Below are 22,371 nucleotides of genomic sequence, written 5' to 3'. Positions count from 1 at the left end.
GTCACCAAGAGATCGGGGAGATCTGAATGCGCACCGTCGACACCGTTGCCTGGACCGAGAGCCTCGGCGTTCACCCTGGCCTCCTCGAGCGGGCCATGAATGAGAGGCTCCGCCGGATGCAGGACGCCGAAGAGGACCTTCGTGGCCTGTACAACGCCATGAAGGAGGCGCCCGACGAGGAGATGGTCTTGTCTCTGCGCTCCGCCAACCGGTCTCTCACGCAGGCCGTCGAGTGCATGGAGGCCTGCATCCGCCTCGTCAGGCGGGCGACGTGATGCGAGCCAACGACGTCCAGGCGTGGTGCGACTTCTTGGAGGCCCCTCGCGACGAGCTTCACGCGGAGATGGTGCGCCTCTACCGCGAGGCCTGTGACGCGCAGGCCGTGCTGGAGCGTTTCGCTATGCGTTTCAAGGACGCTCCCAGCACGGACCTGCGCGTACAGCACCGGATCCTGTCGCACGCCATGAGCGCCATCGTCATCGAAATCGGCATGCAGCGTCGGGAACTGTGGAGAGCGAGGACTCCATGAGCACCCGAGGCCAAGCCCGCTCGGCGCTCTTCGACAGCGACGACCTGCTCGCTGTGGCTCTCGAGGCCGTGGTGCTCGGAGTGCTTGGGGTGTTCCGCGCCCTCTGGGCAGCCCTCGTCATGGCAGTGCGCTTCCCGGCTGCCGCAGTACCTCTGCTCCTCGTGGTCGCAGCCGGAGTCCTCCTGGGGTCGAAGGGAGTCGCGCTCGTCCTCGTCATGCTTGCCGCTCTTCTTGGTGCGTGGAGGTTGAAGGCGCCGTCGAGCTTCAGCCGGCACGTCTCCGACCGGTCGGCGTTCATGGTGAGGAACGCGATTTACCGACTGCGCTGGACAGGCGTCGCCCGCCGAACCGATCTGGTCGCTCACGACGGACGCCTCGGCCGGGGCCGTGACCCCGAGCTCGTGGCCTTGCTTCGCGTGCGTCCTACGACCGCAGGATCCGACAGGCTCCTGCTCCGGCTCCCGACCGGACTCACCCCCGACGACGTTGCAGGCAAGGCAGATGCCATCGCACACGCCTTCCGCTCCGAGGCCGCACGGATCCACCCCGACCGCCCAGGCAGGGTCTGGCTCGAGCTCCGTAGAGCGGATCAGCTTGCGGCACCCATCCTGCCCCTGCCCCAGTCCGACAAACTCGACCTGGCAGCACTGCCCGTGGGCCATGCAGAAGACGGCTCTACCTGGCATCTGCGGTTGGCGGGAACCCACCTGCTCATCGCTGGCGCCACCGGTGCGGGAAAGAGCTCCGTGCTCTGGTCCATGCTCCGAGCCCTCACTCGAGGCATCAGACAGGGCCTCGTCGAAGTCTGGGCAGTGGACCCGAAGGGAGGCATGGAGCTAAGGCCCGGACGCGCTCTCTTCGCGCGGTTCGAGGACTCCACCCCCGAGGACATGTGCGTGGTGCTTGAGGACCTCGTCGTCCTGAAGGATTCGCGCGCCAAGCAGCTCGCGGAGTCCGGCCAGCGGAGCCATGTCGCCGGTGCCGGCTCCCCACACATCATCGCGCTGCTCGACGAGCTGGCCACTCTCACAGCTTTCGCCGACCGGGCCGTGACTCGACGCATCGACACCGCGCTCGGGCTGCTGCTCACGCAAGGTCGAGCGTGCGGCATCACCGTGGTCGCCGCTGTCCAGGACCCGGGAAAGGACATCGTCGGCTGGCGCGACCTCTTCCCGACCCGCGTGGCCATGCGCCTCGACAACCCCCTCCAGGTCGCCATGGTCCTCGGCGACGGAGCCAGGGAAATGGGAGCAAAGGCCGATGAGATCAGCGAACTGACCCCCGGCGTCGCATTCGTCCGCGTCGAGGGGACCCGTCAGATCAAGCGCGTGCGTGCGGCATACGTCAACGACAACGCCATCGCCGAGCTGGCGGCTCAGATCAGCGTCAGCGACGAGCAGAACCAGAGGGAGGAAGTGCAATGAGAGGTCAGGTCAACGCGGGCGTGTTCCTGCACAGATATGGTCGCGCCGACGACACCATCAACCACGGTGACGGTCCCTCACCCGACGAACTGTTGAGGGCGAAGTGGATGCGGGCCGGCTCCTGCCGAGGCGACGAGAAGTACCGCTGGTTCGGGCAGCCGAACACGCTCAAGAGTCTCAGGGCGGCCGCCATCTGCCGGGAGTGCCCGGTGCGCCAGATGTGCCTCGCGTCCGCGCTCGTGTTCGGCGAGGAGTTCGGCGTCTGGGGCGGCCTCAACCCCGTAGAGCGCCGCCCCCTGCATCGGCGCCTCGCATTGGGGGAGACCTTGGGCTCCGTGCTGCGCTCCGTCTTGAACGGCGAAAGGCGGGCGGCGTGAAGAGCTCCATGTTCGAGCCCGAGGTTGTGCAGGAGCTCGCCCTCAAGGAAGGGGTGTGCGTGCGGCCGCTGCTCAACCGCGTCACCGACCGCCAGACCGGCGACACGACGGTGGTCGTGATGCCCTGCCGATCCACTCGTGAATCCCGGTGCCCCAGCTGCGCCAACGCTGCTCGACGGCTCCGGATCCAGCAGTGTGCCGAGGGGTGGCACCTCGACCAGGAGCCGACCGGACCCGAGCAAGAGCCGGAAGCTGCAACAGACGAGCTCGAGGAGGAAGAGGACGTCGTCGACGAGGAGGAGGTCCCCGAGCGACGAGTCCGCTCGACCAGGCGACGCTCAGACGTGGCGGACCTTCCGCTCAAGCCAACGGAGAACCGAACCATCGGTGCGGTCTTCGAGGGCAATCTCGGTCGTCGCTACCGGCCCTCGATGTTCGTCACGCTCACTCTGCCGTCCTACGGCTCCATCGCCACGGGGCGCGGCGTCCCCATCGACCCGTCCAGCTACGACTACCGGACGGCCGCTCTCGACGCCCTCCACTTCACCAAGCTGCTCGACCGGTGGATCCAGAACCTGCGGCGCTGTGCCGGCTTCAAGGTCCAGTACTTCGGCGCCATCGAGGCCCAGCGCCGACTCGCAGCCCACTTCCACGTCGCCCTTCGCGGGGCCATCCCTCGCTCGATCCTGCGCAAGGTCACACGGGCGACCTACGCCCAGGTCTGGTGGCCATCCTGTGACGAGCCGGTCTACGTCGATCGAGTGCCGGTCTGGGACGGCGTCGACTACCTCGATCCAGACACGTCGATTCCGCTCACAACGTGGGAAGACGCCATGGCCGAGCTCGACGAAGATCCACATGCGAAGCCGGCTCACACCTTGTCCTTCGGACGACAGGTCGACATCAAGGGGTTGCTCGGAGGAACCCCGGACGCCGACCGATCCGTCCGCTACCTCACGAAGTACCTCACCAAGGCCGTCGCCGAGACCTACACCCAGGCCGAGGTCTTCGACGCGGAGTACGAGGCCCACATCGACCGACTCCACGACGAGGTCCGCTACCTCCCCTGCACACCCAGCTGCGCGAACTGGCTCCGCTTCGGCATCCAGCCCAAGCAGGCCGGTCCGGGACTCCAGCCCGGGCGCTGCTCCTCGGCCGCGCACGACAGGGAGAACCTGGGCGTCGGAGGGCGTCGGGTCCAGGTCTCCCGCGGCTGGTCGGGCAAAACCCTCTCCGACCACCGCGCCGACCGTGCCGCCGTCGTTAAGAAGGTCCTCGAGGAGGCCGGCTATACCGCTCCCGATGCCGACCGGATGTCCGCCGAGACGCTGGCCACCGACGGCGAGCCGCGCTATCTCTGGCAGACCGTGCACCTCCCACCCCAGAAGGCTTCCGAGGCGATCATCACCTCAGTCCTCGAACGCCGGCGTTGGCGCAACGAGTACGACCGGGCCAAGGCGGCCCAGGTCTCGACCGGACCCCCTGTGGAAAACCATTCGGCAACTGACGGCGAAGTCGAGAGGGAGGAGTGACGCCCATGACCACCTACGAGATCAAGCGCCGCTGGCACACCGTCGCCGAGGTGGCCGAGATGCTTGGGTACGGCGAGACCAAGGTCCGGATGGCGATCATCGCCGGCGACCTGAAGTCGGTGAAGGACGGCAAGCTCCGCCGCATCCTGCCCGAGTGGGTCGACGAGTACGTCGCGCTCAAGGTGGCCGAGTCCGAACGGAACCTCTGATGGCTCGCCGACACAACGGGGAGGGGACCATCTACCCCTACCGCAACGGCTACGCGGCTCAGGTCTGGGTCTACACCCCTGAGGGTCGGAGGCAGCGTAAGACGGTCTACGGGAAGACCCGAGAGATCGTCCACGAGAAGTGGCTCGCCCTGCACGCGCAAGCCCGCCGTGGGCCGGTCAGCCCTCGCACTCCCAAGGTCGACGAGTTCGCTACGGGCTGGCTCCGTGATGTCGTCACCCCCAACCTCGCGCCGGCGACCGTTGCCAACTACGAGCTCTTCGTGCGGCACTACATCTCTCCGGCCTTCGGGTCGAAACGTCTCGACCGGCTCGGCGTTCGGGACGTCCAGGTCTGGCTCAACGAGCTCAAGCACACCTGTCAGTGCTGCGCTCAGGGCAAGGACGCCGCGCGTGAGGTGCCCCGATGCTGCGCCAAGGGGAAGTGCTGCGGACAGGTGGCCTCGGAGTGGACCATCCACCAGGCCTGGACGGTGCTCCGCAGCCTGCTCAGCTCCGCCATGCGCGAGGAGCTCGTGAGTCGGAACGTCGCCGGCCTGGTCCGGGTGCCGGTGCCCCGAGCCAAGAAGCCCGCGGTCTGGACGGTGGACCAGGCCCGCCAGTTCCTTGAGTCTGCGCGCCGCGACGACGACCCGCTCTACGCCGGGTACGTCCTGATGCTCATCCTCGGGCTGCGTCGCGGCGAGCTGCTTGGTCTCGCTTGGGACGACGTCGACCTTGAGCTCGGCGAGGCGCGCATTGCCTGGCAGGTCCAGAGGGTGAAGGGCCAGCTGCTACGGCGCAAGACCAAGACGACCTCGTCGGACGCGCCCCTACCGCTGCCCGAGATCTGCGTCAGCGCGCTCGAGCAACGACGCGTCGTCGAGGCCAAGTGGCGGCTCGCCGCGGGTGAGGCCTGGGCAGGTGCCGGCCTTGTGATGACTACACGCCTGGGGGATCCGCTCGACCCGAGGAACTTCCACCGCTACTTCAAGGCCCGTGCGACCAAGGCAGGCGTCCCGGTCATCTCCGTCCACGCGACGCGCAGGACGTGCGCCAGCCTGCTCGTCGCCCTCGACGTGCACCCGCGCGTGGCCATGGCCATCCTCCGCCACAGCAAGATCGCGGTCACGATGGACATCTACAGCCAGGTCTCGTCCACCTCGACGAGAGAGGCGCTCAAGCGGCTGGGGGAGGCCTTCGGATGACCCCCACTGCAGTACTTCTTAGCAGTACGGGCACGAAAGAGCCCCTCTCCCGGAGTGGGAAAGGGGCTCTGACCTGTGGTGGAGCCAAGGGGACTCGAACCCCTAACCCCCTGCTTGCAAAGCAGGTGCGCTACCAATTGCGCCATGGCCCCGAGCGGGCACGTGGCCCGCAGGATCAGGATGTGGCCGCGGTCAGATCCTGGTCGGCCGCCGGCGAGGGGGCCGGAGCGGGAGCCTGGGCCTTGACATCATCCGTGGCCTGGTTCCACAGGTCCTGCTCGGCCTGCTGCTGGCGCGCCTTCTTGCGGATGAAGGCGACGCTTGCGACGGCTCCGGCGATGAGGGCAAGACGCTTGAGCACTGCTCGATTCCTCTCGTGGCGGCGGTGATGGTGGGCCTAGGAGGACTTGAACCTCCGACCTCTTCCTTATCAGGGAAGCGCTCTAACCGTCTGAGCTATAGGCCCATCGTCACCTTCGTGCCACCCGTTGCGGACAACGGGCGCGAGCGCAAACGTTACCGGATGCCTCGCACGACCTCCAAAACGGGGGTCCCCCGGTCTCAGTCGTCGGTGAGGGTCAGTTGGATCCCGCCCACGAGTGCCGAGCAGATGTTGTAGAGGAAGGCCATCACCGTCGCGATCGCCGTCAGGAGGATGACGTCGATGACTCCGATCACGATCGACAGGGAGACGACGCGGCCGAAGCCGACGTAGTCACGGATCGAGAAATTGTCTGCCGATCCGGCCGTCTGGAGCGACTGGAGGACGCCTTCGATGTCGGTGAAGACGTTCATCGTCGACAGGATCATCCACAGCACCGCGGTGAGGATGACGCCGGCGATACCGAGCGCCACGGAGAGCAGGAAGCTCATCTTCATCACGGACCAGGGGTCGACGCGGGCCACGGCAAGCCGCACCCGGCGTGGGCCCTTCTTGCTCCTGGTCGCCTGCTTGCCCCGTGCCGGGGCGATGGCCGTCGCAGCTCGCGTGGAGTCCCCTGCCGGCTGGCTGGCGGTGGTGACGCTCTCGGGGTGTGTCGCCGTCGTGGGCTGGGCGCCCATGGCTCGGGTCGGCTCGGTGCGGGAGGTGATCGCGCCTCGGGAGAGGGTGGACTCGCCGTCCGCAGACCCAGAGCCGGTGTAGTCGAGGCTGTCGGTGTCCGACCCGTAACGGCTTGCGCCCCACCCCTCTGAGCTGGGCGTGCTCATGCGTCACCTCCTGTGTCGCCGTCCGACGACTCCGTCGTCGGCTCGTCGCTTCCGTCCGACGGTACGCCATCGGTGCTCGGAACCGTAGTGATGGGGGACGTGGGGGCGGTGCCTTCCAGGTCGCCGACCTCCTCGAGCTCCTCCTCGGTCACGGACTCCGCGTTGCGGGCCACCGCCACGATCGCGTCGCCCTTGTCCGGTGCCGCGAACCTGACGCCCTGGGTGCTGCGGCTGGTGTGACGGACCTCGTCGACCCGGGAGCGGACAATCTTGCCCTTCTCCATGACGACCATGACCTCGTCGTTCCCCGTCACGGTGAGCGCCCCGACGAGGTCGCCGCCCTTCTCGGAGAGTTTCGCGACCTGGATGCCGTAGCCACCGCGGCCCTGCACCCGGTACTCCGACACCGGCGTCCGCTTGGCGAGGCCGTTCTCGAAGACGACGAAGACGTCGACGTCGGTCTCTGCCGGGACGCGGGACATCGACAGGAGCGTGTCGCCGGGGCGGAACTTCATGCCGGTCACGCCCGACGTCGAGCGCCCCATCGGCCGAAGCGCCGAATCCGTGGCGGTGAACCGCACGGACATGCCCTTGCGCGACACGAGGAGCAGGTCGTCGGCCGCTGCGACGAGACGGGCGCCGACGAGCTCGTCGCCCTCGCGCAGGTTGATTGCGATGAGGCCGCCGGAGCGGGGCGAGTCGTAGTCGCGCAGCCGGGTCTTCTTGACCAGGCCGGCCCGGGTCGCCAGGACGAGGTAGTCGGCCGCCTCGTAGTCGTGGATCGCGAGAACCTGGGCGATCTGCTCCCCGGGCTGGAACGCGAGGAGGTTGGCCACGTGCTGGCCCTTGCTGTCGCGGCTGCCTTCCGGCAGCTCGTACCCCTTGGCCCGGTAGACGCGGCCCAGGTTGGTGAAGAAGAGCAGCCAGTGGTGCGTCGTCGTCGTGAAGAAGTGCTCGACGACGTCCTCGCCGCGCAGCTGGGCTCCCTTGACGCCCTTGCCGCCGCGGCGCTGTGACCGGTAGAGATCGGTCCGCGTCCGCTTGGCGTAGCCGCCCCGGGTGATCGTGACGACGACGTCCTCCTCGGGGATGAGGTCCTCCATGGACATGTCCCCGTCGAACGGGACGATCTCGGTGCGCCGCTCGTCGCCGTACTTGTCGACGATGCCCTGCAGCTCCTCGGAGACGATCTCGCGTTGCCGCACCTCCGAGGCGAGGATCGCCTGGTACTCGTCGATGAGCTCTTGGAGCTCGTCGTGCTGCTGCTGGATCCGCTCCCGCTCGAGGGCGGCGAGGCGGCGCAGCTGCATGTTGAGGATCGCCTGTGCCTGGGTCTCGTCGATGTCGAGCAGCTGGATCAGGCCGTCTCGGGCGTCCTCGACCGTCTGCGAGCGGCGGATGAGCGCGATGACCTCGTCGAGCATGTCGAGGGCCTTGAGGTAGCCGCGCAACAGGTGGATCTCGGCCTCGGCCTTGCGCAGCCGGAACGTGGTCCGCCGTTGGATGACCTCGATCTGGTGGTCCACCCAGTGCCGGATGAACCCGTCGAGCGGCAGGGTCCGTGGCACGTCGTCGACGAGGGCGAGCATGTTCGCGCCGAAGGTCGTCTGCAGCTGGGTGTGCTTGTAGAGGTTGTTGAGCACGACCTTGGCCACGGCGTCACGCTTGAGCGTGATGACGATGCGCAGGCCGGTGCGCCCCGAGGTCTCGTCGGCGATGTCGGCGATGCCGGCGATCTTGCCGTCCTTGACGAGGTCGGCGATCTTGACGGCGAGCTGGTCGGGGTTGACCTGGTACGGCAGCTGGGTGACGACGAGGCACTGCCGGTTCTTGATCTCCTCGACGTTGACGATGGCTCGCATGATGATCGAGCCGCGGCCGGTCCGGTAGGCGTCCTCGATGCCGCGATGGCCCATGATGAGCGACCCGGTCGGGAAGTCGGGGCCCTTGATGATCCCGAGGAGCGCCTCGAGCAGCTCCTCGCGAGAGATCTCAGGGTGGTGCAGGTAGTACTGCGCACCCTCGGCGACCTCGCGCAGGTTGTGTGGGGGGATCTGGGTGGCCATGCCGACGGCGATGCCGGCGGAGCCGTTGACGAGGAGGTTCGGGAAGCGGCTCGGCAGCACGGACGGCTGCATCGTCTTGCCGTCGTAGTTGGGGATGAAGTCGACGGTGTCCTGCTCGATGTCCCGGACCATCTCCAGGGCGATCGACGCCATCCGGCACTCGGTGTAGCGGGGTGCCGCGGCGCCGTCGTTGCCGCGGGACCCGAAGTTGCCTTGGCCGTCGACGAGCGGGTAGCGCATCGACCAGTCCTGCACGAGCCGCACCAGGGCGTCGTAGATGGCCGAGTCGCCGTGGGGATGGTAGTGCCCCATGACGTCGCCGACGACCCGCGCGCACTTGTTGTAGCCGCGGTCGGGCCGGTAGCCGCCGTCGTACATGGCGTAGACGATGCGGCGGTGCACCGGCTTGAGGCCGTCCCGCACGTCGGGCAGGGCGCGCGACACGATGACCGACATCGCGTACTCGATGTACGAGCGCTGCATCTCTGTGTTGAGGTCGATCGGCTCGACCCGGTCGTGCTGGTCGGGGTCGCGCTCGATCGGGGCGGTCCCCTGCTCGTGACTCTCGTCGACCTCGGTCGGCTGCGTCTCGTCGGGTCCGAGGATGTCGTCGCCGTCGACGGGGGGGAGATCGTCGCTCACGTCAGTTCCCTTGTCTTTCAGTCAGTTTAAAACTTCATGCCGTATGCCGCTGGGCTGGCTTCTCGTCAGAGGGGCTCGGTCCCCAGCCGTGCGGGCTTCGGGGGTTCACGGGGGCGCAGGCCGGTCGCGGCCGTGAGCCCCCGTGGGTTCAGATGTCGAGGAACCGCACGTCCCGGGCGTTCTTCTGGATGAAGGTCCGCCGTGACTCGACGTCCTCACCCATGAGCACCGCGAACACCTCGTCGGCCTTGGCCGCGTCGTCGAGGGTCACCTGGAGCAGCGTGCGGGTGCTCTGGTCCATGGTCGTCTCGCCGAGCTCCTGGTAGTTCATCTCGCCGAGGCCCTTGTACCGCTGGACGGGGTTGTCCTTCGGCAGGCGCCAGCCGTTCGCCTTGCCCAGCTCCGTGAGACCGTCCCGCTCCCGGTCGGAGTAGGCGAACTGGTGTGGGGCATTGCTCCACCGGAGACGGAACAGGGGCGGCTGGGCCAGGTAGACGTAGCCGGCCTCGATGAGCGGCCGCATGAAGCGGAAGAGCAGCGTCAGCAGGAGGGTGCGGATGTGCATCCCGTCGACGTCGGCGTCGGCCATCAGGATGATCTTGTGGTAGCGGGCCTTGGCGAGGTCGAAGTCCTCGCCGATTCCCGTGCCGAAGGCCGAGATCAGCGCCTGGACCTCCTGGTTGGCGAGGATCTTGTCGATCCGGGCCTTCTCGACGTTGAGGATCTTGCCGCGGATCGGCAGGATCGCCTGGATGTGCGGGTTGCGGGCCTGCGTCGCCGACCCCCCGGCGGAGTCACCCTCGACGATGAACACCTCGGAGAGGCTCGGGTCCTTGCTCTGGCAGTCCTTGAGCTTGCCCGGCAGGCCCCCGGACTCGAGCAGGCCCTTGCGCCGGGTCGCCTCGCGAGCCTTGCGAGCCGCCATCCGGGCGGCCGCGGCCTGGATCGACTTGCGGACGATGTCCTTGCCCTCGTTGGGGTGGGTCTCGAGCCAGTGCCCGAACTCGTCGGTCATGGCGCGCTGGACGAAGCCCTTGACCTCGGAGTTGCCGAGCTTCGTCTTGGTCTGTCCCTCGAACTGGGGGTCACCGAGCTTGACCGAGATGACCGCGGTGAGGCCTTCCCGGACGTCGTCGCCGGTGAGGTTCTCGTCCTTCTCCTTGAGGAGGTTCTGCTTGCGCGCGAAGTCGTTGATGAGCTTGGTCATCGCCGCACGGAAGCCCTCCTCGTGGGTGCCGCCCTCGTGGGTGTTGATCGTGTTCGCGTAGGTGTGCACCGACTCGCTGTAGGCGCTGGTCCACTGCATCGCCAGCTCGAGGGACAGGGAGCGCGCCTCGTCCTCGACCTCGATGGCGATCACCTCGGGATGCACGGGCTCGCTGCGCTTGGAGGAGTTGAGGTGGTTGACGTAGTCGACGAGGCCGCCGTCGTAGCGGTAGGTGGCCGTCTTGGCCGTCAGGGTCTTCCGCCCGCTCGTGGGGACGTCATGGCCGTTGTCGCCGTCCTCGACCACCGTCGCGAGGTCGCTCTCCACTCCGTCGAGGTCCACGTCCTCGGAGGCCTCGGCACGCTGGTCGACCCGCTCGTCGACGAGGTTGAGGGTCAGGCCCTTGTTGAGGAAGGCCATCTGCTGGAGACGGGCACGCAGCGTCTCGAAGTCGAAGTCGACACTGTCGAAGATCTCGGCGTTGGGCCAGAAGGTGATCGTCGTGCCGGTCTCGTCGGTGGCCTCCTCCCGGCGGAGCGGACCGTCCGGCACCCCCATGGTGAAGCTCATCCGGTGGACGTAGCCCTTCTGCCGGACCGCGACCTTGAGCGTGGTCGACAGGGCGTTGACGACGGACGAGCCGACGCCGTGCAGGCCGCCGGACACCTTGTAGCCGCCGCCGCCGAACTTCCCGCCCGCGTGCAGCTGGGTGAGCACCAGCTCGACCGCGCTCATCTTCTCGACCGGGTGGATGTCGGTGGGAATGCCACGCCCGTTGTCCTTGACCCGGACCCCGCCGTCGGCGAGCAGGGTGATGTCGATCGTGTCGGCGTAGCCGGCGAGCGCCTCGTCGACGGAGTTGTCGACGATCTCGTAGACGAGGTGGTGCAGCCCCCGCTCACCGGTCGAGCCGATGTACATCCCCGGGCGCTTGCGCACCGCCTCGAGCCCCTCGAGGACGGTGATCGCACTCGCGTCGTAGTCGACTCCGTTGGGACGATGGTCGACGTTCGGTCGGTTGGTGCTGTCGGCGGTCGTCTCGGCGGCGTCTGACACGTTTCTCCTCGGCTGGAACCCTCATGCGGGCGGCTCGACGTGGACGTCGAGCCGCTACCCCATGATTCTAACGGTCTGCGGAGCCTGAACGTGCCTCTCAGCGGCCTCTGGGGGCCAATTTCCCGCCCGAGCCCCCCGGATTCCGGGGGGAGGATCACGACCGGGGCCCGCAGCGGCCCTGCGGCGCGGCCACGCGACCCTCCGCAACACACCCGCTACCCGTGCACCACCCCCGGCTGCAGGCGGCACCAGCCGACGACAAGCGGGTGTGTTGCGAGGTTGGGGTGTGCTTGACAACCTGAGGCGCGTCCCCGGAGTTGGGACGAGTGTGACCGTAACGATGATGCCGCAGGGGCGGACAGGAGGCGTCATGGACGACGCGGCTCGGAGCGCCGACTTCACGGCCTACGTCAGGGCGCGGGAGCAGGCCCTCGCCCGGCTCGCCTACCTCCTGACCGGGGATCGCGACGCGGCCGAGGACCTCCTGCAGAACGCCTTGGCGAAGTGCTACCGCCACTGGGACCGGATCCGCGCGGTGGAACAGCCCGACGCCTATGTGCGCCGGGTCATGGTCAACGAGCGCAACAGCCGCTGGCGCAGCCTGCTCCGACGGCGTGAGTCGGCCGGGAGCCACCTCCTCGAGGTGTTCGACCCGCCAGCGACATCCGTTGGGCTCGACCCGGGAGAGTCCCTGGACCTCTGGCGGCACGTCCAGACGCTGCCGACCCAGCAGCGGGCCGTGGTCGTGCTGCGCTTCTACGAGGACCTGACCGAGGCCCAGACCGCCGCGATCCTCGGCTGCACCGTCGGAACCGTCAAGAGCCACACGAGCCGCGCCCTCGCGGCCATGCGCCTGAAGATGAGCGAGGCCCCCGCATGAACACCACAGACCCCCGGCTCAAGGATCTCTTCGCCGAGCGCAGCCAGCGCGTGCACGTCGTCGGCGACCTGGCCGAGCGGGCCATCGCCCGCGACCGCGCCAACCGGCGCCGTGAGGTGACGACTGCGGTCGCCGTCGGAGCGGTCGCCCTCGCCGTGGCGGTCCCCGTCGGCTGGAACGCGACGCGACCGGACAGCGTGCGCCCCGTCCCAGCGGTGAGCACCTCCGGAGGCCTCACGTCGACCGAGCCGGCACCGAGCCCGAGCCAGAGCACGAGCCAGAGCACGACCACCGACCAGCCGACGGACCGCCCGACCTCCATCCCCACGATCACGCTGAGCGGCGCACCGGCGCCCGCGACGCTGGCGCCGTCGGCCGACCCCAGCGGACCGGCCGGCGACACCGCAGTCGCCTACGTCATCGACGGGGAGCTGCACGACGGCCTGTCGAGGATCACCCTGCCCGACGCGCTGGCTCGACCCGCCCAGGTCGCCCGCCTCGCCGACCGGCTGGTGCTCCTCGTCACCGACGACGGAGTGACCGTGGTCGACGCCTCGGGCGCGGTCCTCACGGACCTCCCGGGAGGACGCGCCGTGGCCGTGTCCTCCGACCGGACCCACTTCATCCTGACGGGGGACACGGGGGACCTGACGTACCACGACGCCCGGGGCCGCCAGCTGGCGCAGCTCCCCGCGGCGACCTGCAAGTGCGGGTCCGACGGTGGGGCCCCGAGTGCCTACCAGGCGGCCGTCGGACTCGTCGGCACGACCGCCTACGCGGCGAAGGGCTACACCGGCACGACGGTGGCCTGGGACGTGGAGACCGGTGCCACCAAGGACCTGCCCGGCCAGTTCCGGATGGTCGACTCCGAGCGGGCGGTGGCCGTCGTCCAGATCGGTGGAGCCACCGGCGAGAACCCGTGCTATGACCTGCGTGACCTGGCCACCAACGCCAGGCGGTGGCGGGTCTGTGGGCCGGTGCTGATGCAGTCCTTCTCCCTCGACGGCCAGTACGTCGTCGGCACCGGCGCGGTCGACGGGCTCCGGTCCTCGGTGACCTACCCGACGGTCCTCGTGTGGCGCACCACGGACGGCGAGCTGCTCCTCGAGAGCGGCGACCCGACCGGTCCCGGACCGTGGTCGGTGAGCGCCCGCGCGGCCACCGGTCAGGACATCGCCGTCCAGGTGGGGCACGAGGACGGGACACGCTCGCTGCAGCGCTGCACCCTGGAGGGGCGGTGTGAGGTCATCGCTCCGGCCAGGCCACGGTGGCAGTCCGACATCCCCGAGGGGGACGACCCCTACATCCTCGCCACCAACTGAGCCACCAACTGAGCCACCGCTCGGCGCTCAGCTCGAGCGGGCGAACCGCGCCGTCCGCTGGGCTCGCCGGGGGCACCCGGCGAGCCCAGCGGCATACGGAATCCGCGGGTCAGCCGTCCTCGAGCGTGCGCTCGAGCAGCTGGTGGATCGCCTCGGGCAGGTGTGGCTCGGCGACGGTGACATCGACGTGGGCCTGCGGGCAGACGACGTCGTAGCAGAACGCATCGGGGTGGCTCCGCCCTGCGGTCGCAGCGATCCGCTGGAGCGTCGGCGCAGCGAGGAGGTGCTGCCAGTCTCGCGCGTCACGCTCCGGCAGATCACCGATCGTCACCGTGCGCTCCCGCACCCGGCCCGCGAACCCGCCGGTCCGACGCACGAGGACCTCGGCATCGACCCCGGGGACCTCCCCGTGCGCGGGCCCGCTCGGCGGCCCGGCCGCCTCGTCGGCCTCAGCTGACGAGGCGGGCTCGTCACTGCCGACCGGGACACCGACCTCGAGCCAGGCGTCGCGCACGGCGGAGTGCTGCACCGACCCGTAGCCGTGCCGTTCGGCGGCCGCCGCGACGGTCAGTTCCGCGAACCGCGCGAAGTCGCAGTCCGCGCGGATCCCGTCACCGGTCAACGCCGCGTGCCAGATCGCACCCGCCTCCTCCCAGGCGTGGCCGCCCATCGCCAGGGCCGCGAGGACGAAGGCCCGGTTGGGGATCCCCGAGTTGATGTGCACCCCGCCGAAGTCGCTGTCGGTGACGACGTAGCCGTCCATGTGGGCCGGCTGTGGGTCCTTGCCCAGCTCGGGGTCGTCGTAGGCCGTACCCGGCTTGCGCATGTCGCGCAGCGCCCGCCCCTGCACGGACGGCAACAGCAGCTCGGCCCCGACGAGCCAGTCGGCCTCCGACGCCGTCTGGCCGAGGGCACGCTGCTTGACGAGCACACCGAAGACGTCGGAGACCGACTCGTTGAGGGCGCCCGGCTGGCCCTGGTAGAGAAGGCCCGCGGTGTGCTCGGTGACCCCGTGCGCGAGCTCGTGCCCGATGACGTCGAGGCTCTTGGTGAACCGGTCGAAGACGATCCCGTCGCCGTCGCCGAACACCATCTGGCGCCCGTCCCAGAACGCGTTGTCGTAGCGCTGGCCGTAGTGCACCGTGGCGATGAGCGGCATCCCCTTGTCGTCGAGGGAGTCCCTGCCGTATGCCGCTGACCACAGTCCCCAGGTCGCGCCCAGTCCGTCGTAGGCCTCGTCCACGGCGGGATCGCCGGTGGCCGGGTCCCCCTCGGGGCGCACCGTCTCGCCGGGGAGGGTGCGCTTGCCCTGCGCGTCGCCGATGGTGCGCCTCGGGCCCGTGCCGAGCGGTGGGCTCGGCTCCGTTGGCTCAGTGGGCTGGGTGGGATCGGTGGGGGCCTGCGGACCGGAGGGCGCCGGTGGTCCCGGCTCGTTGACGTCGCGGGGTGGGGCGAGGCGGCGCCCAGAGCGCCGGGCCCGGCGGATCGCCTCGTCGTGGGCGAGTGAGGTCCGAGCCGCATCGGCGACCGCCGGCTCGGAGCTGCGAGCCAGGGCCTCGAGGATGTAGGGCGGGACGATCGAGCAGCGGGCCTCGGACGCCAGGGGTTCGGGTGACTCCGTCGCGGGGTGCATGCCCCCATCCTGCGCCGGGCCAGGGACAGTCGCGCGCCGAGAGCCGAGGCGCCCGAGGCCGCAACACACCCGCTTACCGTCTGGGGGCCCCTGCTGCAGCCGGCCTGGGCACGCGATAGGCGGGTGTGTTGCCCGGGCGGCGGGCGGGTCAGCCGTAGGTGTCGCGGGGACCTCGGGAGTCGGGGGAGCGGTGCCGGCCCCTCGACCAGGACGGTGCGCTGGGCCCGAGGACGCGCAGCTGGTCCACCGCCCCGGCCCCGATCTCCGCCTCCACCCGGCCGAGCACGGACGAGGCGAGCAGCTTCATCTGCGTGGCCCAGGCCGTCGAGTCCGCGCGAACGGTCAGGATGCCGTCGGCGAAGGACACCGGTTCGACGTGGGTGGCGATGTCGGGACCCACGATCTCCGGCCACCGGCCCATGACGGACCCGACGGCGACGTCGAGCTGCCAGCCCCGGTCGACGAGGAGCCGGTCGAGCTGCTCGCCGAGCAGAGCTGGGTCGCGACCGTCACGTCCGGCGCCCGAGCGGACCTGCGCGGGGTCGTCGGCGCGCGGCCGGCGCCGTGGTTTCATGCCGGGTCGTAACCCCTTGCTGCGTGCCGCCGCCCGGGCCCGAGCGAGCGCCGAGGCGGCCGCGTCGGCGATCCGGGTGTCGTCCGCGGGGGCATCGCCGGCCGGCACCCCGTCGTCGCCCTGCGCAGAGTCACGCCCAGAGTCACGCCCAGAGTCACGCCCGGCACCGGGGTCAGTACCAGGCTCAGTACCAGGCTCGTCACGCCCACCACGCTGTTCAGGCATCGGAGCCATCTTCCTCCGCCGGGCCTGCCGGCGTCGGGGTCGGCAGCGCGTGGATCTGCCCCAGCTCGACCTCATAGGTGTGCCCGCGTTCCCGCAGCTGCACCGGCACGTCCGCCCCGACGGCCGCCGTGATGATGACCTGTTCGCAGTCGCCGATCAGCTCGGCCAGCCGCTCCCGGCGCCCGGAGTCCAGCTCGGCGAAGACGTCATCGAGCACGAGGACGGGGTCGTCCCCGAGGTCGCGAGCCAGCAGCCGATAGGCGGCGAGCTTGAGCCCGAGCGCGAAGCTCCACGACTCGCCGTGGCTCGCATACCCCTTCGCCGGCAGGTTGCCCAACGTCAGCACGACGTCGTCGCGGTGCGGGCCGACCAGCCCGACACCCCGTTCGATCTCGGCGCCCCGGACGGCCGCGAGGCTGTCGAGCAGGGACTGTCGCAGCTCGGGAATCTCCGGCACCTCCCCTGCCGCCAACCTTGCGGCCGCCTCCTCGTGCAGCGAGCTCTTGTACTGGGCCGTCGCCCCGGCCTCGCTCGCCGACACGGCGTCGTAGCTCGCGCTGAGGTCGGGCCTCAGGTCACGGAGGAGCCTGAGGCGGGCGTAGAGCAGCTGCGACCCGACCGTGGCCAGGTGCTCGTTCCACACGTCCAGGGTGTGCAGTGCCGACTCCCGGGCCTCGTCGACCGGCGGGTCCCCGGGTCGGGAGCGCGCCGCTGCTCTGCCCCCTCCACCCGAACCGCGCCGCCCGGGACGCAGCACGGGCGCCGCGGACTTGAGCAGGGCGTTGCGCTGCTTGACGATCTTGTCGTAGTCCGCACGCACCCCGGCCCAGCGCGGCTGCCGCTGGACGAGCAGGTCGTCGAGGAACCGGCGCCGCTCAGAGGGGTCACCCTTGACGAGGGCGAGGTCCTCCGGGGCGAAGAGGACGGTCCGGAGGGTGCCGAGCACGTCCCGGGGGCGTGACACGGGTGCCCGTCCGAGCCGGGCCCGGTTCGCCCGGCCGGGCGTGATCTCGAGCTCGATCATCGTCTCGTGACCGCCGCTCATGACGGCGCCACGCACGATGGCCTGGCTCGCACCGAAGCGGACGAGGGGCTGGTCGGCCGCGACCCGGTGCGAGCCGAGCGTGGCGAGGTAGCCGATCGCCTCCACGAGGTTGGTCTTGCCCTGTCCGTTCAGCCCGATGAGCGTCGTCACCCCGGGGGAGAACGCGATCTCGGCCCCCGGATAGCTGCGGAAGTCCTTGAGGGTCAGGTGTCGGACGTGCACCTGGCTCGCTCAGTCGGCTTGCTTGGAGCGCTCCGTGCCGAGCGCGGTGTCAACCGCGTCGGTGCGCTGGGTCTTCGGAGGAGCGCCGGCCTCGACGGCCTCACCCGCGGTCTCGACGTTGGCCCGGGACGCCTCCTGGAAGGCACGCGCGCTGGCCTTTCCCTTCTCGTCGAACGACTGCTCGTCGTGGGTGACCTTGGCCTGCTTCGACGGCTCGGCCGGCACCGACCCCTCGCGCAGGGCGACGCCCTCCGCGACGGTCATCACCTGGTGACCGCCGAACTGGCCGCGCAGCGCGGACACCGCCTGCATCGCCGGCGACACCTGCTGTCTCGAGGCGAACCTGGCGAACAGGGAGGCGGAGATGACGGGCACGGGCACGCCGAGGGCGATGGCCTCCTCGACGGTCCAGCGGCCCTCGCCGGAGTCGTTGGTGTAGTCGGACACGTCGTCGAGGTGCGGGTTCTCCTCGAGGGCGTCCACCATGAGGTCCAGCAGCCAGGAGCGGACGACGGTGCCGCGACTCCAGGCCTGGAACGTGCCGGGGACGTCCTTGACGATGTCCTTCGCCTCGAGCAGCTCGAAGCCCTCGGCGTAGGCGTGCATCAGGCCGTACTCGATGCCGTTGTGGACCATCTTCGCGTAGTGGCCCGCGCCGACCTCGCCCGCGTGGACGAAGCCCTCCTCGCGCGGCCCCTCGGGACGCAGCGCGTCGAAGATCGGCATCGCGCGCTCGATCCACCTCGCGTCTCCGCCGCACATCAGGCCGTAGCCGTTCTCGAGTCCCCAGATGCCGCCGGAGACCCCGCAGTCGACGTAGCCGATCTGCTTCTCGGCGAGGAGCTTGGCGTTCTCGAAGTCGTCGGTGAACCGCGAGTTGCCGCCGTCGATGACGAGGTCGTCGGGCTCGAGCAACTCGGCCAGCCTGGCCACGGTGTCGCGGGTGGGGTCGCCTGACGGCACCATGACCCACACGACCCGTGGGGCGCTCAGACCCTCGACCATGGCCTCCAGGCTGGCTGCGTCGGACACGTCCGGGTTGCGGTCATAGCCGACCACCTCGTGCCCGGCGCGGCGCAGCCGCTCCCGCATGTTGCCACCCATCCTGCCGAGACCGATCAGACCGAGCTGCATGTCGAGTGCCTTCCTCGTGGGGGTGGCGCGGATGCCTGTGAGGCTAGTCGTCGCGCGCTGTCCTGTCGTGTGCGGGCCCATACCCATGCCGTATGCCGCTGAGTCGGCTGGCGCGGTCCGGTCTCCGGTGTGGGGTGGTCGGGCTCGTGGCCTTCGGGGCACAGGGCCGGTGTGGATCGGTCCTGGTCAGCTGGCGAAGCGAACCGGCATGAGGACGTAGCGGTAGGAGGCGTCGGTGTCGCTGTCCGCCTCGGCCTGGCCGGTGAGCACCGCGGGGCGGCTGGGCTGGGTGAAGGAGAGGCGGCTCCACGGCTGCCCCACGGCGTGGAGGCCGTCGAGGAGGTACTGCGGGTTGAACGCGATCTGGATCTCCGGACCGTGGAGCACCGCCTCGACTGCCTCGCTCGCCTGGGCGTCGTCACCCGTGCCGGCCTCGATCGCCACCTGCCCGTCGGTGAACTTCAGCAGGACCGGGGTGTTGCGCTCCGCCACGAGGGCCACGCGCTTGACCGCCTCCTCCAGCGCCGCGGTCTCGATGACGGCCTCGGTGTCGACCGAGCTCGGGAAGATCGACGTGACCTTCGGGTACTCGCCATCGAGGAGCCTGGTCGTGGCCTGTCGCTGCCCGGCCTCGAAGCCGATGAGCCCGTCGCCACCGCCACCGAGGGCGATCTGGACCGACCCGGAGGCACCCAGCGCCTTGGCCGTCTCGGACAGCTGTCGGGCGGGGATGAGGGCGACATGGCTCGCGGCAGGGCTCGCGGGGCTCCAGGTCAGCTCGCGCATGGCCAGCCGGTAGCGATCGGTGGCGAGCAGGACGATCTTGTCTCCCTCGACCTCCATGCGGACCCCGGTGAGGATCGGGAGCGTGTCGCCCCGGTCCGCGGCGATGGAGACCTGGGCCACGGCCTGGGTGAAGACGTCACCCGCGATGGTCCCGCTCGGCTCAGGGGCGGCCGGCAGGGTCGGGTAGTCGGCCACGGGCATCTCACGAAGGCTGAACCGGGACGACCCACACGTCACGTTGAGCTTGGTGCCGTCGGTGCTGATGTCGATCGGCTTCGCCGGGAGGTTGCGGGAGATCTCCGCCAGCAGGCGGCCGAGCACGAGCACCTGACCCGCCTCGGCGACGTCCGCCGGGACCGTGATCCGTGCGGAGACCTCGTAGTCGAAAGCGGAGAGCGTGAGGGTGCCGTCCTCGGCGGCCTCGAGCAGGACCCCTGCGAGAACCGGCACCGGCGGGCGGGCGGGAACTCCGCGGGCCACCCAGGTGACTGCCTCGGCCAGGACGTCTCGCTCAACCCGGAACTTCACGACGGACTCACTTCATGACGATGGACGTGTGGGCCTCAGACACTAGCCCTTTGGGGCGAGTCTGCACCACAGCACCGACGCTCGGGCAGGCCACCCGGGACCACCGTCCCAGCGTCTCGGAATTCACAGGTGTACGCGGGGCGATTCCCCATGAACTGGAGTCTCGTCATAGTCGTAGGTGCTGTGGATCGTGTGGACAACGCGCATCGTGGCACGTCGGTGTGCATGAACGGGGTGTGGAACTCCTGTGGGCGCCCGCACGGTTCCGGCATTGCGGCTGTGGACGACCGATTCACTGTGCACAGGCTGGTCACAGTCACACCCGTGGTTTTCCGCAACAAGCACCACTTTGTCCACAGATATCCACAGGCCCCTGTGGACAGACTGTGGCGACCTGGCAGATTTGAGCGGTTGTCCACAGGTCAGCCTGTGGGCGATGTGGATATCACCGGGTGCTGGAGCGTCCACAGCCTGTGGACACTTACTCCGCGCACGCGGCGCCCATCAGGTCACGGCGTGGTCTCGCTGTGCACACAGCTGTGGACTGGGCTGTGGACAGCCGCGACGAGGTTGTCCACTGGTTGGGGACGGGAACAGCTGACGCCGGCTGACGAGCCGGTGCGGCCCCGTCGGTCAAGTGGACTGCTGGCGGATCCGGTTGGTCAGCTCGGTGACCTGGTTGTAGATCGCGCGGCGCTCGCTCATCAGCTCGCGGATCTTGCGGTCGGCGTGCATCACGGTCGTGTGGTCCCGGCCGCCGAAGTGCTGGCCGATCTTCGGTAGGGACAGGTCCGTCATCTCACGGCACAGGTACATCGCGATCTGACGCGGCGTGACGAGATGGCGGGACCGGGAGGACCCGCACAGGTCCTCGATCGTCACCGCGTAGTAGGCGGAGGTGACGGCCATGATGGTGGCCGCCGTCACCTGGTTCGGCGTCTCGTTGGGAAGGACGTCCTTGAGGACGACCTCGGCGAGGGGCAGGTCCACGGCCTGGCGGTTGAGGTTGCTGAAGGCCGTCACCCGGATGAGGGCGCCCTCGAGCTCACGGATGTTGGTGCTGAAGTTGCTCGCGATGTACTCGAGCACGTCGTCCGGGACCGACATCCGCTCCTGGATGGCCTTCTTGCGCAGAATGGCGATGCGGGTCTCGAGGTCGGGAGGCTGGACGTCGGTGAGCAGCCCGGACTCGAACCTGGTCCGCATCCGGTCCTCGAAGCCGGACAGCTCCTTCGGCGGCAGGTCGGAGGTGATGACGATCTGCTTGTTCGCGTTGTGCAGCGTGTTGAAGGTGTGGAAGAACTCCTCCTGGGTCTGCAGCTTGCCCTGGAGGAACTGGATGTCGTCGATGAGCAGGACGTCGACACTGCGATAGCGGCTCTGGAACGCGCTCGCCTTGTCGTCGCGGATGCTGTTGATGAAGTCGTTGGTGAACTCCTCGGAGTTCACGTAGCGCACCCTGACGTTGGGGAACATGGTCCGCGCGTAGTGGCCGATGGCGTGCAGGAGGTGGGTCTTGCCGAGCCCGGACTCGCCGTACACGAAGAGGGGGTTGTACGCCTTGGCCGGAGCCTCGGCCACGGCGATCGCGGCGGCGTGGCCGAACCGGTTGCTGGCCCCGATGACGAACGTGTCGAAGGTGTACTTCGGGTTGAGCCGGGTGTCGCTGGCCTGGGCCGGCTCGGGCCGCTGCTGGCGGAGGGGTCCGCTCTCGCCACCCCGCACCTGGAGTGGGTGCACCTGACCAGCGTCACGGAGGTCAGGCCGCAGCTGGTCGTACCTGAGCTGGTCGGGGCGCAACTGGTCCGGGTGGAGGTGCCGGGGCATCTGGTCGATGTGGGGGTGATCCAGATGGAGGCTGTCGCTTGGGGACCCGTTCGGACTCAGCGGGAAGGCGAAGGGTGCCGGCAATGCGGTGTCGAAGTCGGCCGCCAAGAGGTCCGGGGCACTTGCCTCGAGATCCTTCAGTGGGTCACCACTCGGGGCGAGCGGAGCCATCTGGGCGAGGCGGGGGTCACCTGACCCGAAGGCATGGGCCACGCGGTGTGACTCGGAGAGGGCCGGCTGCCCGGTTGGCTCGTCGGTGATGAGGTCGAAGTCGTCCTGGTCGAGCGTCTCGTCGACGCTGACGGCGAGGTGGACCGGGTGCCCGAGCAGCTCGGACAGGGTGGCCACGACCTGGGCTCTGAGGCGGGTCTCGAGGAAGTCCTTGGTGTAGGCGTTCGGCACCTTGACGACGGCTGTCTGGTCAAGGACCCCGACGAGTCGGCAGAGCCGGACGAACGCCCGCTCCTGCGCAGTCACCCCGGACGATCCGAGGGAGGCGAGGGTCTGTTGCCAGATCTGGCCGTAGTCGACGTCTCCGCCCGTCACTGCTTCACCCGTCCCTGACTGCTCGCCTGCTGCTGGCGGTCCCCATGCCCGTTGCTTCTCCCACTCGGTTGAGCCGGAGACCGGTGTCCACCCTGTCACCACATCGACGCGCCTGTCGATGTTTTCCACACGTTTTCCACACCCTGTGCATCATGGCGGAGGGTACACGAGAGCAGTCACGTGAGAACCGAAA

Annotated in this window: 19 protein-coding genes and 2 tRNA genes; 9 read left to right on the top strand and 12 right to left on the bottom strand. The window is 69.2% G+C overall.

Features of this window, described 5'->3' with window-relative positions:
* The first annotated feature begins 26 nt into the window (after positions 1–26).
* Genes INTCA_RS00105 through INTCA_RS00075 form a run of 7 tightly spaced genes read left to right on the top strand, consistent with a single transcriptional unit; the run spans position 27 to position 5,276 of the window.
* Entirely contained in the window at positions 27–275 is a 249-nt protein-coding gene (locus INTCA_RS00105) for a hypothetical protein (RefSeq protein ID WP_013490903.1), read from the top strand.
* Complete coding sequence (locus tag INTCA_RS00100; protein ID WP_041307019.1) at positions 272–529, top strand: hypothetical protein; 258 nt, start codon at positions 272–274, stop codon at positions 527–529. The genes INTCA_RS00105 and INTCA_RS00100 overlap by 4 nt, the downstream gene beginning before the upstream one ends.
* Complete coding sequence (locus INTCA_RS00095) at positions 526–1,953, top strand: FtsK/SpoIIIE domain-containing protein (RefSeq protein WP_013490901.1); 1,428 nt, start codon at positions 526–528, stop codon at positions 1,951–1,953. The genes INTCA_RS00100 and INTCA_RS00095 overlap by 4 nt, the downstream gene beginning before the upstream one ends.
* Positions 1,950–2,330, top strand: coding sequence for a WhiB family transcriptional regulator (locus INTCA_RS18400; RefSeq protein ID WP_013490900.1), 381 nt, complete (start codon positions 1,950–1,952; stop codon positions 2,328–2,330). The genes INTCA_RS00095 and INTCA_RS18400 overlap by 4 nt, the downstream gene beginning before the upstream one ends.
* Positions 2,327–3,862 (top strand): replication initiator, encoded by a 1,536-nt coding sequence (locus INTCA_RS00085; RefSeq protein ID WP_013490899.1) that lies wholly within the window; start codon positions 2,327–2,329, stop codon positions 3,860–3,862. Before INTCA_RS18400 ends, INTCA_RS00085 begins: the two co-directional genes overlap by 4 nt.
* Positions 3,863–3,867: 5 nt before the next feature.
* A complete protein-coding gene (locus INTCA_RS00080) occupies positions 3,868–4,071 on the top strand; it encodes an excisionase family DNA-binding protein (protein ID WP_013490898.1) in 204 nt (67 codons plus the stop codon).
* Positions 4,071–5,276, top strand: coding sequence for a tyrosine-type recombinase/integrase (locus tag INTCA_RS00075; RefSeq protein WP_013490897.1), 1,206 nt, complete (start codon positions 4,071–4,073; stop codon positions 5,274–5,276). The genes INTCA_RS00080 and INTCA_RS00075 overlap by 1 nt, the downstream gene beginning before the upstream one ends.
* A gap of 76 nt (positions 5,277–5,352) precedes the next feature.
* Here the strand turns inward: INTCA_RS00075 and INTCA_RS00070 are convergent.
* From INTCA_RS00070 to gyrB, 6 genes are all read right to left on the bottom strand, one after another.
* Positions 5,353–5,428, bottom strand: a tRNA-Ala gene (locus INTCA_RS00070).
* A gap of 23 nt (positions 5,429–5,451) precedes the next feature.
* Positions 5,452–5,637 carry a DLW-39 family protein gene (locus tag INTCA_RS00065; protein ID WP_013490896.1) on the bottom strand — a complete coding sequence of 62 codons (186 nt, stop codon included), beginning with the start codon at positions 5,635–5,637 and terminating at the stop codon, positions 5,452–5,454.
* A gap of 28 nt (positions 5,638–5,665) precedes the next feature.
* Positions 5,666–5,742, bottom strand: a tRNA-Ile gene (locus INTCA_RS00060).
* A 95-nt stretch (positions 5,743–5,837) separates the two neighbouring features.
* Positions 5,838–6,485: a DUF3566 domain-containing protein gene (locus INTCA_RS00055; protein WP_013490895.1), complete on the bottom strand. Its 648-nt coding sequence runs from the start codon at positions 6,483–6,485 to the stop codon at positions 5,838–5,840.
* Positions 6,482–9,034: a DNA gyrase subunit A gene (gene gyrA, locus INTCA_RS00050; RefSeq protein ID WP_244859919.1), complete on the bottom strand. Its 2,553-nt coding sequence runs from the start codon at positions 9,032–9,034 to the stop codon at positions 6,482–6,484. Before gyrA ends, INTCA_RS00055 begins: the two co-directional genes overlap by 4 nt.
* Positions 9,035–9,341: 307 nt before the next feature.
* A complete protein-coding gene (gyrB, locus tag INTCA_RS00045; RefSeq protein WP_013490893.1) occupies positions 9,342–11,456 on the bottom strand; it encodes a DNA topoisomerase (ATP-hydrolyzing) subunit B in 2,115 nt (704 codons plus the stop codon).
* A 370-nt stretch (positions 11,457–11,826) separates the two neighbouring features.
* Here gyrB and INTCA_RS00040 point away from each other — a divergent pair, with 370 nt between their 5' ends.
* Together INTCA_RS00040 and INTCA_RS00035 are read left to right on the top strand one after the other, a co-directional pair.
* Positions 11,827–12,336: a SigE family RNA polymerase sigma factor gene (locus INTCA_RS00040; RefSeq protein ID WP_013490892.1), complete on the top strand. Its 510-nt coding sequence runs from the start codon at positions 11,827–11,829 to the stop codon at positions 12,334–12,336.
* Positions 12,333–13,658 (top strand): hypothetical protein, encoded by a 1,326-nt coding sequence (locus INTCA_RS00035; RefSeq protein WP_013490891.1) that lies wholly within the window; start codon positions 12,333–12,335, stop codon positions 13,656–13,658. Before INTCA_RS00040 ends, INTCA_RS00035 begins: the two co-directional genes overlap by 4 nt.
* Positions 13,659–13,767: 109 nt before the next feature.
* Here INTCA_RS00035 and INTCA_RS00030 read toward each other — a convergent pair whose 3' ends face one another.
* The 6 genes from INTCA_RS00030 to dnaA form a co-directional block, all read right to left on the bottom strand.
* The gene (locus tag INTCA_RS00030; protein WP_013490890.1) at positions 13,768–15,291 is read right to left on the bottom strand and encodes a protealysin inhibitor emfourin; all 1,524 of its coding nucleotides are present in this window, start codon (positions 15,289–15,291) and stop codon (positions 13,768–13,770) included.
* A 148-nt stretch (positions 15,292–15,439) separates the two neighbouring features.
* Positions 15,440–15,973 (bottom strand): DciA family protein, encoded by a 534-nt coding sequence (locus INTCA_RS00025; RefSeq protein ID WP_013490889.1) that lies wholly within the window; start codon positions 15,971–15,973, stop codon positions 15,440–15,442.
* A 109-nt stretch (positions 15,974–16,082) separates the two neighbouring features.
* Positions 16,083–17,357: a DNA replication/repair protein RecF gene (locus tag INTCA_RS00020; protein ID WP_013490888.1), complete on the bottom strand. Its 1,275-nt coding sequence runs from the start codon at positions 17,355–17,357 to the stop codon at positions 16,083–16,085.
* 9 nt (positions 17,358–17,366) lie between these two features.
* A complete protein-coding gene (gnd, locus tag INTCA_RS00015) occupies positions 17,367–18,491 on the bottom strand; it encodes a phosphogluconate dehydrogenase (NAD(+)-dependent, decarboxylating) (RefSeq protein ID WP_013490887.1) in 1,125 nt (374 codons plus the stop codon).
* A 186-nt stretch (positions 18,492–18,677) separates the two neighbouring features.
* Entirely contained in the window at positions 18,678–19,805 is a 1,128-nt protein-coding gene (dnaN, locus tag INTCA_RS00010) for a DNA polymerase III subunit beta (protein ID WP_013490886.1), read from the bottom strand.
* Between the two features lie 633 nt (positions 19,806–20,438).
* On the bottom strand, positions 20,439–22,178 hold the full coding sequence (gene dnaA, locus INTCA_RS00005; protein WP_013490885.1) for a chromosomal replication initiator protein DnaA: 1,740 nt from the start codon (positions 22,176–22,178) through the stop codon (positions 20,439–20,441).
* Positions 22,179–22,371 lie beyond the last annotated feature (193 nt).

Source organism: Intrasporangium calvum DSM 43043 (genome assembly GCF_000184685.1).
Taxonomy (GTDB): domain Bacteria; phylum Actinomycetota; class Actinomycetes; order Actinomycetales; family Dermatophilaceae; genus Intrasporangium; species Intrasporangium calvum.
Note: the sequence above shows the minus strand (reverse complement) of the source record. Positions and strands in the feature narration are given on the sequence as shown.

Coding starts and splice junctions, on each gene's coding strand:
- INTCA_RS00040 (WP_013490892.1), top strand. CDS start 11,827: ATGGACGACGCGGCTCGGAGCGCCGACTTCACGGCCTACGTCAGGGCG.
- INTCA_RS00080 (WP_013490898.1), top strand. CDS start 3,868: ATGACCACCTACGAGATCAAGCGCCGCTGGCACACCGTCGCCGAGGTG.
- INTCA_RS18400 (WP_013490900.1), top strand. CDS start 1,950: ATGAGAGGTCAGGTCAACGCGGGCGTGTTCCTGCACAGATATGGTCGC.
- gyrA (WP_244859919.1), bottom strand. CDS start 9,034: ATGCAGCGCTCGTACATCGAGTACGCGATGTCGGTCATCGTGTCGCGC.
- INTCA_RS00055 (WP_013490895.1), bottom strand. CDS start 6,485: ATGAGCACGCCCAGCTCAGAGGGGTGGGGCGCAAGCCGTTACGGGTCG.
- INTCA_RS00105 (WP_013490903.1), top strand. CDS start 27: ATGCGCACCGTCGACACCGTTGCCTGGACCGAGAGCCTCGGCGTTCAC.
- INTCA_RS00095 (WP_013490901.1), top strand. CDS start 526: ATGAGCACCCGAGGCCAAGCCCGCTCGGCGCTCTTCGACAGCGACGAC.
- gnd (WP_013490887.1), bottom strand. CDS start 18,491: ATGCAGCTCGGTCTGATCGGTCTCGGCAGGATGGGTGGCAACATGCGG.
- INTCA_RS00075 (WP_013490897.1), top strand. CDS start 4,071: ATGGCTCGCCGACACAACGGGGAGGGGACCATCTACCCCTACCGCAAC.
- INTCA_RS00030 (WP_013490890.1), bottom strand. CDS start 15,291: ATGCACCCCGCGACGGAGTCACCCGAACCCCTGGCGTCCGAGGCCCGC.
- INTCA_RS00035 (WP_013490891.1), top strand. CDS start 12,333: ATGAACACCACAGACCCCCGGCTCAAGGATCTCTTCGCCGAGCGCAGC.